General features: G+C 68.5%; 14 protein-coding genes and 1 pseudogene. 9 read left to right on the top strand and 6 right to left on the bottom strand.

Annotated features, from left to right (window positions below; all coding sequences use genetic code 11):
• Nucleotides 1–43: 43 nt before the first annotated feature.
• Nucleotides 44–862, bottom strand: a complete 819-nt coding sequence (locus ACZ4XD_RS18060) for a helix-turn-helix domain-containing protein (protein WP_468043132.1) — start codon at nt 860–862, stop codon at nt 44–46.
• A 49-nt stretch (nt 863–911) separates the two neighbouring features.
• On the opposite strand from ACZ4XD_RS18060, the gene ACZ4XD_RS18055 reads away from it, so the two are divergent.
• The 3 genes from ACZ4XD_RS18055 to ACZ4XD_RS18045 all read left to right on the top strand — a co-directional run bounded on the left by ACZ4XD_RS18055 (nt 912) and on the right by ACZ4XD_RS18045 (nt 2,817).
• Nucleotides 912–1,283 carry a cupin domain-containing protein gene (locus ACZ4XD_RS18055; RefSeq protein ID WP_468043130.1) on the top strand — a complete coding sequence of 124 codons (372 nt, stop codon included), beginning with the start codon at nt 912–914 and terminating at the stop codon, nt 1,281–1,283.
• A gap of 60 nt (nt 1,284–1,343) precedes the next feature.
• Nucleotides 1,344–1,904 carry a DinB family protein gene (locus ACZ4XD_RS18050; protein WP_468043128.1) on the top strand — a complete coding sequence of 187 codons (561 nt, stop codon included), beginning with the start codon at nt 1,344–1,346 and terminating at the stop codon, nt 1,902–1,904.
• 70 nt (nt 1,905–1,974) lie between these two features.
• Complete coding sequence (locus ACZ4XD_RS18045) at nt 1,975–2,817, top strand: alpha/beta fold hydrolase (protein WP_468043126.1); 843 nt, start codon at nt 1,975–1,977, stop codon at nt 2,815–2,817.
• A gap of 25 nt (nt 2,818–2,842) precedes the next feature.
• Here the strand turns inward: ACZ4XD_RS18045 and ACZ4XD_RS18040 are convergent, their stop codons facing one another.
• Together ACZ4XD_RS18040 and ACZ4XD_RS18035 are read right to left on the bottom strand one after the other, a co-directional pair.
• Nucleotides 2,843–3,112: a DUF397 domain-containing protein gene (locus ACZ4XD_RS18040; protein WP_468043124.1), complete on the bottom strand. Its 270-nt coding sequence runs from the start codon at nt 3,110–3,112 to the stop codon at nt 2,843–2,845.
• On the bottom strand, nt 3,109–3,957 hold the full coding sequence (locus tag ACZ4XD_RS18035; RefSeq protein ID WP_468043122.1) for a helix-turn-helix domain-containing protein: 849 nt from the start codon (nt 3,955–3,957) through the stop codon (nt 3,109–3,111). Before ACZ4XD_RS18035 ends, ACZ4XD_RS18040 begins: the two co-directional genes overlap by 4 nt.
• A gap of 111 nt (nt 3,958–4,068) precedes the next feature.
• On the opposite strand from ACZ4XD_RS18035, the gene ACZ4XD_RS18030 reads away from it, so the two are divergent.
• The 3 genes from ACZ4XD_RS18030 (at nt 4,069) to ACZ4XD_RS18020 (ending at nt 6,495) form a co-directional block, all read left to right on the top strand.
• Nucleotides 4,069–4,482 (top strand): ATP-binding protein, encoded by a 414-nt coding sequence (locus ACZ4XD_RS18030; RefSeq protein WP_468043120.1) that lies wholly within the window; start codon nt 4,069–4,071, stop codon nt 4,480–4,482.
• Between the two features lie 264 nt (nt 4,483–4,746).
• Complete coding sequence (locus ACZ4XD_RS18025) at nt 4,747–5,832, top strand: helix-turn-helix domain-containing protein (protein WP_468043118.1); 1,086 nt, start codon at nt 4,747–4,749, stop codon at nt 5,830–5,832.
• A gap of 75 nt (nt 5,833–5,907) precedes the next feature.
• On the top strand, nt 5,908–6,495 hold the full coding sequence (locus ACZ4XD_RS18020) for a Uma2 family endonuclease (RefSeq protein WP_468043116.1): 588 nt from the start codon (nt 5,908–5,910) through the stop codon (nt 6,493–6,495).
• A 72-nt stretch (nt 6,496–6,567) separates the two neighbouring features.
• Here the strand turns inward: ACZ4XD_RS18020 and ACZ4XD_RS18015 are convergent, their stop codons facing one another.
• Entirely contained in the window at nt 6,568–7,041 is a 474-nt protein-coding gene (locus ACZ4XD_RS18015; RefSeq protein WP_468043114.1) for an OsmC family protein, read from the bottom strand.
• Nucleotides 7,042–7,143: 102 nt separating this feature from the next.
• Between ACZ4XD_RS18015 and ACZ4XD_RS18010 the strand changes: the two genes are divergently transcribed.
• The 3 genes from ACZ4XD_RS18010 (at nt 7,144) to ACZ4XD_RS18000 (ending at nt 8,541) form a co-directional block, all read left to right on the top strand.
• Nucleotides 7,144–7,692 (top strand): YciI family protein, encoded by a 549-nt coding sequence (locus tag ACZ4XD_RS18010; RefSeq protein WP_468043112.1) that lies wholly within the window; start codon nt 7,144–7,146, stop codon nt 7,690–7,692.
• 289 nt (nt 7,693–7,981) lie between these two features.
• A complete protein-coding gene (locus tag ACZ4XD_RS18005) occupies nt 7,982–8,341 on the top strand; it encodes a hypothetical protein (RefSeq protein WP_423661810.1) in 360 nt (119 codons plus the stop codon).
• 17 nt (nt 8,342–8,358) lie between these two features.
• Nucleotides 8,359–8,541: a hypothetical protein gene (locus ACZ4XD_RS18000; RefSeq protein WP_468043110.1), complete on the top strand. Its 183-nt coding sequence runs from the start codon at nt 8,359–8,361 to the stop codon at nt 8,539–8,541.
• A 547-nt stretch (nt 8,542–9,088) separates the two neighbouring features.
• Here ACZ4XD_RS18000 and ACZ4XD_RS17995 read toward each other — a convergent pair.
• Nucleotides 9,089–9,539, bottom strand: a pseudogene (locus ACZ4XD_RS17995) (response regulator); the annotation flags it as partial.
• A partial coding sequence (locus ACZ4XD_RS17990) for an ATP-binding protein (RefSeq protein WP_468043108.1) occupies nt 9,536–12,477 on the bottom strand: 2,942 nt, incomplete at its 5' end. The pseudogene ACZ4XD_RS17995 and the gene ACZ4XD_RS17990, both read right to left, overlap by 4 nt.

Below are 12,477 nucleotides of genomic sequence, written 5' to 3'. Positions count from 1 at the left end.
CCGGGGCCGGGGCCGGGGCCGGGGCCGGGCCCGGAACCCCCCGTCAGGGACACCGTCCCGTGGCCCCATAGCGCCCCGGTGTCGTCCCCACATGCCGGGTGAAGTGGCGGTGGAGGTGGGCCTGGTCGTGGAAGCCCACGGCTGACGCGACGTCCGCCGGGCGTCTGCCGTCGAGCAGCAGTCCGCGGGCCCGTTCGATGCGCTTGCCGGTCAGATAGGCGTGCGGGGGCAGTCCGTAGGTCTGCTTGAAGCAGCGGATCAGGTGGGTGGGGTGGGCGTGCAGGAGCGCGGCGGCCTCCTCCAGTGACATGCCGCTCGCCAGCCGGGAGTCCAGCAGGTCGCGCAGCGTGGCGGCCAGCCGGTTCGCCTCCCGGCCCGGTGTACGCGGCGGCCGCAGCGCGTCCAGATGCCCGTGCAGCCGCTCCCGGATGAAGGCCAGCCGGGATTCCGCCTCGAACCCGTCGCCCGGATGCCCGAGGGCCGTGTGCAGCTGGTGGATGCGATGGCGCAGCAGACCGTCCCCGAACACCGGACCGTCCACCGCCCGGCCGGTCAGTTCCGCCGGGAGCACGCTCGCGTCGAGGTAGAGCACCCGCTTGCGGAAGCCGTTCGCCGTGACCGTCCGGCCGTCGTGGGAGACGCCGGGCGGCAGGAGTACGACCGTGCCGGAGCCGGTCGCGTCATGACGGTGGCGGTCCAGGGCGAAGTCGACCGCACCGTCATTGAGGATCATCAGGGCCCACGTGTCATGGGTGTGGGACGGATACGCGTGCTCGGTGAAGTGCGCGTGGAAGACCTCGGCGATGCCCGGCACGGACGGGCGCCAGGCGCTGACCGTCGTACGGGGCGGGCCGTCTGTCATGCCAGGAACGTACAAGACCGCCGGATTCCGGTCACGGCAGTCTCAAGGCATGAACCAGCAGCCCGTCCCCGTGAATATCGCCGACAAGCTCGCGCAGTTCAGCGACCTGTGGTCACAGAAGAAGATCGCCCAGCTCAACGACTACGAAATCAAGCTCGCCAAGCTGAAGGGCGAGTTCGTCTGGCACAAGCACGACACGACCGATGAGTTGATCATGGTCGTCAGCGGCCGGCTCACCCTCCGGCTCAGGGACGGCGAGGTGACGCTCGGCCCCGGCGAGCTGTTCGTGGTCCCACAGGGCGTCGAACACTGCCCGGTGGCGGACGAGGAGACCGCCATCCTGCTCTTCGAGCCGGTGGGTACGGCCAATACGGGCGACGCGGGCGGACCGAGGACCAAGGCCCCGGAAGCGCTGGCCTGACGGCCCCGTTCCGCGAATTTCAGTGGCGAGTGCGGGCCGTCACCCACGACCATGCGACGCATGACTGAGGAATCCGCGCGCTGGACCAAGGCAACCGTCTACCCGGACATGTGGGTCGACCCGGAGGACGATCCCCGCGACAACCAGGGCCCAGGACCGGAAGGCGAGCTGGCCACGCTCCAGGACTACCTGTCGGGCTACCGCATGACCCTGCGGATGAAGTGTGAGGGCCTGGACGCGGAGCAATTGGCCCGTCGCACGGTTCCGCCGTCGACGATGTCGCTGCTCGGCCTGATCCGGCACCTCGCCGAGACGGAACGGGACTGGCGCAACTGGTTCACCGACGGTGACCCGCTGCCGAAGCTGTACGGCGCGCGCGACGCGGATTTCCACGGAGCCGTCGGCGAGCAGGCCGTGGTCGACGCCGCGTACGCCGATCTGGAACGCGAGCAGGCCGCGACCGACGCCGCGCTCGCCGAGTACCCGGACCTGGGCCAGCGCGTGGGCAAGGACAACATCGCCATCCGGGAGCTGCTGGTGCACCGGATCGAGGAGTACGCCCGCCACTGCGGCCACGCCGACCTGCTGCGCGAGTGCCTCGACGGCAGGGTGGGGCAGTGAAGACCGTGATCCGGAGTGGCCTGATGGACACGGCTCAGGTGCTGGAGCACGCCGAGCAGGGGCTGACCCCGTGAGCGCCGCGATCTACCGGTCCGAGGAGGGCGCGGCGGAGCTCGGCCGGCGGTATCAGGAGGTGCTGGACGACTGGCCGGTACCCGCCGAGCAGGTGTGGGTGCCGACCTGTGAGGGGGACACCTTCGTCCTCGTTTCCGGGCCGTCTGACGCGCCTCCGCTCGTCCTGCTGCACGGCGCGGGCGCGAACGCGTCGATGTGGCGCGCGGACATCACCTCCTGGGCCCGCCACTTCCGCACCTACGCCGTCGACGTCGTCGGGGAACCGGGACGGAGCGCACCCTCCCGGCCCGCCTTGAACTCCGAAGCCCCGGCACGGTGGCTGGATGACGTACTCGACGGCCTCGGCCTCACACGTGCCTCCGTGGCCGCGGCGTCGTTCGGCGGCTGGCTCGCGGTCGATTACGCGGTCCGCCGCCCGGACAGGGTGACGAAGCTGGCCCTGCTCTGCCCCGGTGGCGTGGGCAGACAGCGGACGGGAAACGTACTGCGGGCTCTGCTGGTGCGGCCCTTCGGCCGCTGGGGCGCGCGCCGCTCGGCCCGCTCCCTCACCGGCCTCAACTCACCGCAGGACGCACCGTTGTTGGAGAGCGTGCTGCAGACCTTCGCGCACTTCAAGCCGCGCACGGAGCCGCTGCCCCGCTTTTCCGACGAGGCATTGCGCGGCCTGACGATGCCGGTGCAGGTGACGGTCGGCGACCGCGACGCCATGTTCGACTCAGGGGAGACCGCCCGGCGCGTACGGGACTGCCTCCCGCAGGCGGAGGTTCATGTACTCCCCGGGACGGGTCACGCCGTGCTCGGCCGCACGGACTCCGTCCTCGCGTTCCTCCGGAGTTGATCCGAGGCCGTCTTCGCCACGCGCCCTAGCCCTGGTCGGCGGCGTACGCGACGAAGTCGGCCCAGGCGGAGGGCTGGAGGTGCAGGTGCGGCCCTTCGGGGTTCTTGGAGTCGCGGATGTGGATGGTTTCCCGGCAGGCGGCGACTTCGAGGCATTCGTTGCTGTTGCTGTCACCGCTGTAGCTGCTCTTGAACCAGGCAACCTCGACGCACTCGTTGCCGTTGCCCTGGCCGCTGTAGCTGCTCTTGGTCCACTCCAGCTCGGAAACGTCTCCGGCAGAGGGCTTGAGGGTCATGTCTCTCCCAGCGCTTTCTCAATGAAGGCCAGTGACTCCCGGGGCGTGAGAGCCTGGGCCCGGATGATGCCATACCGCAGTTCGAGGATCCGGGTCTCTTTCGGGCCGGAGATCAGACGGCTGCCGAACTGGTCATCCGGGCGCCCCACTACTGAACCGTCGCCGAACTTCAGAATCTCGATCTCACCGCCCATCCCGGCATGGTCGTCGAGGTTCGTCGGCATCACCTGAATCTCGACGTTGCGCAACTTGCCTACCTCTAACAGGTGTTCGAGTTGCCTTCGCAGCACCATTGTGCCCCCGATGGGGCGGCGCAGTGTGACTTCTTCCTGGACGAACATGAGCGCTGGTGCGGGAGCCCGGGCAAAGATCGACTGGCGAGCCATACGCGCGGCGACCTCACGCTCTACCTTGTCCGGCGAGTAGGCAGGGCGTCGCATCTCGAACAATGCGTGCGCGTACTCCTCTGTCTGCAACAGACCGTGCAGGTTGTGATTGCCGTACGCGCCCAGCTCGACGACTTCGGCTTCCCACCTCGTCAGGTCTCGAATCCTCTTCGGGTATCGGGCTCGCTCCACATCCTTCTTCATCGCGGCGATCTTGCCGCCCGCGCCCAGCACTTCATCGGCCTTGTCGAGCAGCTCGGGACGGGGAATACGTACGCCACGCTCGATCTTGTAGATCAGGTTCTCCCCGTACCCGACGGCCGCCCCGAACTCGGCCGGGCGCAACCCTGCCGCCTCCCGCCACATTTTGAGCTGGCGCCCGACCGCTTCAACAGCGGCCTGTGCATCGTTTTCCGGATCGAGTTCCCAACCCGTCTCGTCCGCACCGTCAACATTCATCCGCTTCCACCTCCTGGACAGCGGGGACGCCCCTGGACAACCCCTGGACATCACCATGCGTACTGGCGTCATTACTATTCAGCGTAAGCACGTACGACCACGCTGAGTGACATGAATCAGGAATTCGCCTCGTACAAGCTCCAGTTCAGGGTCCAGCTGTCCGCCACCCGCCGGGGCGCCCGGCTGGCGCGGCTTCTCGCGACGGAGGAGCTGCGCTCCTGGGGTGTGTCGTTCGAGAATCCGGCCCATGTGATCGCCGAGCTGGCCGCGAACGCCGCCACGCACGGGCGCGTACCGGGCCGGGACTTCCGGCTCGCCGTGCTGTCTGACGCGGACACGCTCCGTATCGAGGTGACGGACGCGCGCGGTGACCGGCTTCCGGCGCGGTACGTCCCGGGCGTACGGGACTCGGGGCACGGCCTGGTGGTGGTCGACGCGCTCGCCGACCGCTGGGGGACCACGCCGGGGCCGGTCCCCTGCAAAACGGTCTGGGCGGAATTCGATCTGCCGATGTGGGGCCGATGAGGTGGCCGGTCGCCGCCAGCTGGTCGCCCGTCAACCAGGCTCCCGTCAACCGGCGGCCGGAAAACCGGACTTCGGTGTGCCGAGCGTCGGGGGTTCGGCCCGTAAAAGAACCCATAACCCCAGGTACAGAAACCGAACCCACCCAGCCCGACCCGGCCCGCCGCACCCGCCGTCACTCGCTTGGGTGATCCATGACCGGAGGACTGGCTTCCGCTGCCTCCGCCCATGCACCCTCGGCAGCAACACCCCCGAAAACCCGCACACATGCGACGGCCCCCGGCCGGGACTGGCATCCCGATCGAGGGCCTGACCAACGAGGAAGTCGAGACCTTCCCCATGGCTGAAGAGAAGCCTAATGCGCCTGCGCGCGACCGGTACGCGATTCGCCGATCACCGTCGCCGCGTCGATCACCGTCGTCCCGTCCGTCCGGTGTCCACCAGGTCACCGAGTTCCAGACCCCCGGCTACACGATCGTCGGCAATCACCTCACCCAGCACCGTTCGCTGTCGGGCCTGGCGATCGGGCTCGCCGCGTACATCCAGTCGCTGCCCGAGGGCGCGCCGGTCGACATCCGTACGCTGGCCAGCCGCTTCCCCGAGGGGCGGGGCCGGATCGCCGCCGCCTTACGGGAGTTGGAGGCGTACGGCTACCTCGAACGGGTCCGGCAGCGCACCGACGACGGACGGATGATCACCCGCACGATCTCGTACAACAACCCGGAGGCCACCCGCGCCCGCCGTGCCCGCGAGACCGCCGAGCAGGCCAAACGCCGCACCGCAACCGAACCGGTCCCGGCCGCCCCGACGACCGCCTCCCGCGCCCCCACCCCGGCCCCGAACCCTCCCCGCGTACGAACCAGCCCTGCCCCGGTACGAACCGAGGCGCCCCGCGTACGAACCAGCCCTGACCCGCTACGAACCGAGGCGCCCCGCGTACGAGCCGAGCCCGCGCCGACACCGCCCGAGCCCCGCACCCGCGCGCACCACCCCGCAGCCGCCGCCCTCCTCGCGAACCTCCGGCGTGACGACCCCCGCCTCCTGCTCTCCGTACGGGACACCCAGCGCCTCACCCCGCCCCTCGCCGCCTGGCTGGAACGGGGGGCCTCCCCGGAGGCCGTACGCAGCGCCCTGACGACCGGCCTCCCGGACACCCTCCGCCACCCGGCGGCCCTGCTCGCCCACCGCCTCACGGAGCTGCTTCCGCCGCCCCTCCCGGCCACCTCACCAGCCGCCCCCGCCCGCCCTGACCCGCTCCAGACCTGCGACGGCTGCGACCGCGCCTTCCGCGCTCCCGCCCCGGGCCGCTGCCGCGAGTGCCGCCACCCGGCGGCGGAGCGGGGTGCCGCCTAGCATGAAGCCGAGGACTCCGGCCGGCACGTCGGCAGAAATGCCGACAGAGATCGACAGAGACAAGGAGCGAGCGCCATGACCATGGCCCCCGACGACGCGCGACGGGACGCCCTTCTGTACCAGGCCATGCGGGAGTTCGTTCAGTCCATGGACGACACCCTTCCAGGCAAATTCGAGATCACGAAGGAAGGAATCGTTCACGACATGATGGCGCCTGCCGGGCCTCATGAGCTCACCACGCTACGTGTCCGAAAGCGCCTGGAGAAGGTGATGCCTGAGGAACTGGTGGCCCACACGGGGACCCCCGACGTGGAAAGCCAGGCGGAGGGCATCATGCGCCATCCTGACGTGATGGTGATCGCCGAGGCGGACATGGAAGTCGAGGGGTCCTTCGACCCACGCACACTCATCGCCGCCATCGAAGTGGTTTCCCGCTCCAACCCGGACAACGACTGGGTGAGCAAGATGCGCGACTATCCGCTGCTGGGCGTTCCCGTGTACGTGATTTTTGACCCGCGTAGCGCCTCGGGCGCGGTGCTCACCGACATCCATCCGACGCCGAGCGGCCCCCGTTACGCGACCCGTAAGGAGTTCGTCTACGGCGAGGACGTGACCATCGGGGAGTGGACCATCACGACGCAGGATCTGCCGCGTTACCCGTAGCCACGCCGAGCAGCCCCTTCCCCGCCCCCGATCCCGACTGCCGCCACCGGCCAACCGCAGCGGAGTGCCTCGCTACTGGACCCGGATGACCGGCTCGTGCCGGATGGGGAAGTTCACCGAGCGGGCGATGAAGCAGACCGCATGCACCTCGCCGTGCAGTGCGCGGGCCGTGTCCACCATCGACGCCTCGGCGATGGTCACCTCGGGGCGGAGTACGACCTCGGTGAGCCGGCCACCGCCGCCGCTCTCGTCCATGGTCATGACGCCGTGCGCGCGGTCCTCGTAGTCGACGACGGTCACGCCGCCCACCGCGCAGAGGTGGAGGTACCAGAGCATGTGGCACTGGGCCACCGAGGCCACGAGCAGTTCCTCGGGGTTCCAGCGGGACGGGTCGCCGCGGAAGGCGGGATCGGAGGAGGCCGCGATGGGCGGCTTTCCCGTCGCCAGGACTTCATGGGCACGGCTGAAGGAACGGTAGGTATCCGTACCCGAGCCGAGGTTGCCGGTCCATTCGATCGCTACGTCATAGGTGTGCGTCTCAGCCATACGGCCAGGATAGGGAGCGGCGGGCCGCAGCGGACCTACCGAACTCGGGGAGAATTACCGCTGGTTGGGCGATAGCGGCGCAGGGTGATGAAGACTGGGCGCATGGAATTTTTCTGCTATCACCGCGACCGGTCGGACTCCTTGGCGCTGCGTGATGAGCTGCTGGAAGAGCACTGGTCCTATATGGACGGGTACGGGGCGGAGATGATCGCCCGTGGCCCGACCCTTTCCGGCGACGGGGAGACGCCCACCGGGAGTGTGCACATCCTCGACCTGCCGGATCCGGCCGCCGCCCGCGCTTTCGCCTTCGGTGAGCCCGGCTACCAGGCAGGTGTGTACCGAGAGGTGATGCTGCGCCGGTGGCGCAACACCTTGGGGCGCACCATGTGGGACTTCCCTGGTGGGGCGGACGGCGGCAACCGGTATCTGGTGCTCGGCCTCGGCGCCGGGTCGGCCGTTGACCTCGACCTGCCGCCCGCGCGGGACGAGTTGATCGCGTACGGGCCGCTGCTGTCGGACGACGGCGCCGCCTGGCTGGGCACGGCGGCGCTGGTGCGGGCGGCGGACCCGGATGCGGCACGCGCCGTTCTGACGGCGGACCGGTACGCCGATATCGACGTGCACAACTGGCAGTTCGGCGGGCGGTCGTGAGGATCCGGGGGGCTGGGGGTCGGGGGATCCGGGCATCCGGGGTCGCCGCGGCCGCAATGGACCCGCGGCCGCAATGTTCCCGCGTCCGTAGATGTTTGGACATTGCGTATCAGTCGACCGAAACGTGAACATCGATTGCCGCGTGCGAGTTTCACAAAATCGTCAAGCTCAAGATCGGCTCAACAGGGTTCCCTGCCTGCATATCGGCAACTACGTTTGTGAGTGGCAAAGAGAGCGCGGTATCTGACCCATACCGCGCCGCATAAGAACGTTGAATCGGGGAAATTCAATGAAGAGCCTTGTCTCGGGTGCGATGTCGGCTGTCATGGTGGGAGGCATCGTCCTCGCCAGTGGCGCCGGAGTGGCTCACGCCGAGTCGGACCCGCGGCCCGCGGTTCAGTCGAGCATGGTGAACCCCATCGAAGAAGCCCGTTCGATGTGCACCCTGTCCAAGAGCAAGGACGACTGCGCCTACCTCATGAACCACACCAAGATGCAGAAGATGGTGAAGAACTGCCTGATCAAGGGGGCGATCGGCGGAGCCGGCGCGCTGGTCGTCGGCCGCTACGTCAGCAAGGACGCGGCCTCGGACATCGCGAAGAAGACCGTGGTCGCCGGAGCCACCGGCTGCCTCGCTTCGCTCTCCTGACGGTTTAGGGAATTCTGATGGCCAAGATCGTATTCACTCTTCTCTGGGCCGGTGTGGTCGTCGCGGTGAACAGTGTGCTCGATGACATCACCTGGGCTCAGTATCTGGCGATATTCGTCCTCGGGGGAATCTACGCCTTTACTGTCAACAAAATTCCGGGGGTCCGGGGCAAGGGCGCCCAGGAAGGTCCAGGAGCGTAACGTTCTTGGCGTTGCAGGTTGTGTCGGCGGTGTCCACCGGGCGCCGCCGATACGGCTGTGCGCCACGGGGATTCAGGTGCCCCGGCTCACGGATTCAGTTGTCCCGGCTCACGTCAGGTGCCCCGGCTCACCAGGAGCCTGCCCACCGCGTGTTCCAATTCCGCGATGCGGTCGGCCAGGCGTTCCTTGTCGGTGCCCTGGGCGTCACGCAGGAGGAGTTCCACCTCGGCGAGCTGACCGGCGATATCCGCCAGCCGGGAGGCGTCGCCGGCCCCGGGGGAAACGGGCGGCGGCACGGGCCCGGAATGCGCCCGGAATTCGCGGCTTTCGGGGGGTGGGGCAGTGGGTGTGACAGGGGGCGCGGCGGGCTCCCCGGCGGCTCCGACCTCCCCGGCCCTTCCGGCCTCCCCGGCTTCCCCGGCCTCCCCAGGTTCTTCGGTCTCCCCGGCGCCTTCGGGCGCAACCGGCGGCGGAGGGGCGGCCGAGGCCGAGACCGTCGTGGCGGGCGGCGCCTGGGCGCCCGGTGCGCCCTCGCCGCGGGGCTGTTCGGGCGAGGTCAGCAGGCGCTTCAACTGCTCAGCCTGGGCGGCCAGTTGACGGTTCTTGCGGTGCAGCTCCAGGAAGACGTTCACCTTGGTACGCAGCAGCCAGGGGTCGAAGGGCTTGATGAGGAAGTCGGCGGCGCCGACCGTGTAGCCGCGATAGGCGTAGTTCGGGTCGACCGAGGCGCCGGTCAGGAGAATGATCGGGACGTCCTTGGTCTGGTCGAGGCCCTTGATGTTGGCGGCGGTCTCGAAACCGTTCATGCCCGGCATCATCACGTCGATGAGCACCACCGCGAATTCCTCGCGGAGCATGGCCTTGAGGGCCTCCTCGCCGGATCGCGCACGGACCACCTTCTGGGTGAGGGAGCTCAGCACGGCCTCCAGCGCGACCAGGTTCTCCTCCATGTCGTCGACGATGAGGATGCCGGGTGAGGTGTCGGGTGTGGTCGTCATGATTCCTGCCCTTGCCCCGTCGTTCCCGTAGTTCCCGCCGTTCCCTGGTCGTCCTGGCCGATGCCGCCGCTGCCTTCGGCGGCGGGGGAGATATCGGGGTCGCCGGGACCGGGGTCACAGGGATCGGGGTGCGACGGATCACCGTGCTCCGGGTCGAGAAGGCGGCAGATCACGGACAGCAGCCGGTCCACATCGACCGGTTTGGGGATGTAGTCATTGGCCCCGCTCTCGATCGCCTTTTCCCGGTCACCGGGCATGGCCTTCGCGGTGAGGGCGATCACCGGCAGGTCGGCGAACCGAGGCGCTTGCCGGATCGCCTTGATCATCTCGTAGCCGTCCATCTCGGGCATCATGATGTCCATCAGCACCAGCGAGACATCCGGTGTCCGGTCGAGGACTTCCAGGCCCTCGCGGCCGTTTTCCGCGTACTTCACGCTGATGCCGACCCGGCCCAGTACATGCGTGAGGGCGAAGACATTGCGGATGTCGTCGTCGACGATGAGGATCCGGCGCTGGGCCAGCACCTCGCCGGGGCGTCCGCTGAGCCAGTCCTTGAGGCGGGTGGTCTCGGGCCAGGTGACGGCGCCGCCGTCGGGGGAGTGCCCTCCCGTGGGGGACGTCAGTTCCTGGTCCGCCTGGGTGGGGAAGAGGTCACCGGCCGGCGCGGTCCGCTGCGGTTCGCGCTCGGCTGTGAGCTGTTCGGCCAGGACAGGGCCGGACTGGGCGGTGCTGTCCGCGGGGCGGGTGGCGGCGGTGGGGCTCGGGGCGGGGAACGGGCCCGTATAGCGCGCGGGCACGTACAGGGTGAAGGTGGAGCCGACGCCCGGCTCGCTCTCGGCGATGATTCGGCCGCCGAGCAGTGCGGCCATATCGCGGCTGATGGACAGGCCGAGGCCGGTGCCGCCGTATTTGCGGTTGGTGGTGCCGTCGGACTGCTGGAACGCCTCGAAGATGCCGTCGAGTTTCTCCGGCGAGATGCCGATCCCGGTGTCCTTGACGGAGAGGGCGATGACATCGTCGGCGGTCCGCAGGGACTCCTCCTCGAAATCCGAGCCCGGAACGCGCTGGACGATGAGTTCCACGCCGCCGGAGGAGGTGAACTTCACCGCGTTGGACAGCAGATTGCGCAGGATCTGCTGGAGGCGCTGTTCGTCGGAGAACAGTTCCTTGGGGACGTTCTCGCCGACCGTGACGTCGAAGGTGAGACCGCGGTCGAGGGTGAGCGGCCGGAAGGTGGCGCGGACGTAGTCGAGGAGTTTGATCAGCGGCAGGGTCTTGGGATGGACGTCCATCCGGCCGGCCTCGATCTTCGACAGATCGAGGATGTCGTTGATGAGCTGGAGCAGGTCGGAGCCCGCCCGGTGGATGGTGACGGCGAACTCCACTTCCTGCGGGGACAGCCGGCCGTCGGGGTTGTCGGCGAGCAGCCGGGAGAGCACCAGCAGGGAATTCAGCGGGGTACGCAGCTCGTGCGACATATTCGCCAGGAATTCCGACTTGTACTGGGAGGAGGTGGCGAGCAGCGCCGCCTTCTCCTCCAACTCGGCGTTCGTCAGCTGGAGTTCGTCGGAGCGCTGACGGAGCTCCGCGGTCAGCCGCTGGGATTCCGAAAGCAGGGATTCCGTACGGGAGTTGGCGATGATGGTGTTGATCGAGACGCCGATGGTGTTCACGAACTGGTCGATGAAGGCGAGGTGGACCTCGCTGAACCGGCTGAACGAGGCCAGCTCGATGACACCGAGCACCTGGTCCTCGAAGAGGACGGGCAGGATGACGATGCTGGCCGGGGCCGAGGCGCCGAGCCCGGAGCTGATGGTGATGTAGTCCGGTGGCACGGCCTCGACGACGATGCGCTTCTTCTCCGTGGCGGCCTGGGTGATCAGGCCCCAGCCGGGGGTGCCCAGCCGCAGCCGCGGCAGGGAGCGGCGGCCCTCGGGCTGACCGGTGCCGTAACCGGCGATCAGCTCCAGGCCCTCGCCCGGCTCGGCGCCCGCCTCGGCCAGGAAGAACGCGCCGAACTGCGCGTTCACCAGCGGGGTCAGCTCGCGCAGGATCAGGTCGGCGACCTCGACCAGGTCGCGGTGGCCCTGCATCAGGCTGGCGATACGGGCCAGGTTGGACTCCAGCCAGTCCTTGGCGCGGGTGGTCTCGCGGAGGTTGGCGACCATCAGGTTGATGTTGTTCTTCAGGGCGGCGACCTCGCCCTGGGCGTCGACGGTGATCGAGCCGGACATATCGCCCTGGGTGACCGCGCTGGCCACCTCGGCGATCGCCCGGACCTGCGTGGTCAGATTCAGCGCCAGCTCATTGACGCTGGTGGTCAGCCGCTTCCAGGTGCCGTAGACGCCCTCGACCCGGGCCTGACCGCCGAGCTGGCCCTCACTGCCGACCTCGCGGGCCACCCGGGTCACCTCGGACGAGAACGAGGACAGGGTGTCGACCATCGTGTTGATCGTCGTCTTCAGTTCGAGGATCTCGCCGCGGGCGTCGACGTCGATCTTCTTGGACAGATCGCCCTTGGCGACGGCGGTGGCGACCTGGGCGATGTTGCGGACCTGGGAGGTCAGGTTGTCCGCCATGAAGTTGACGTTGTCGGTGAGGTTCTTCCAGACGCCGGAGACGCCATGGACCTGTGCCCGGCCGCCGAGCCGGCCTTCGGTGCCGACCTCGCGGGCGACGCGGGTGACCTCGTCGGCGAACGCCCGCAGCTGCTGGACCATCGTGTTGACGGTGTCCTTCAGCTCCAGGACCTCGCCGCGGGCATCCACATCGATCTTCTTGGACAGATCGCCGTTGGCCACCGCCGTGGTCACCTGGGCGATGTTGCGGACCTGGGACGTCAGGTTGAGTGCCATGAAGTTGACGCTCTCGGTGAGGTCCTTCCAGACCCCGGATACGCCCCGGACCTGCGCCTGACCGCCCAGGTTGCCTTCGGTGC

The organism is Streptomyces sp. NPDC029466, assembly GCF_055574515.1.
This window is presented reverse-complemented; position numbering and strand designations above follow the sequence as displayed.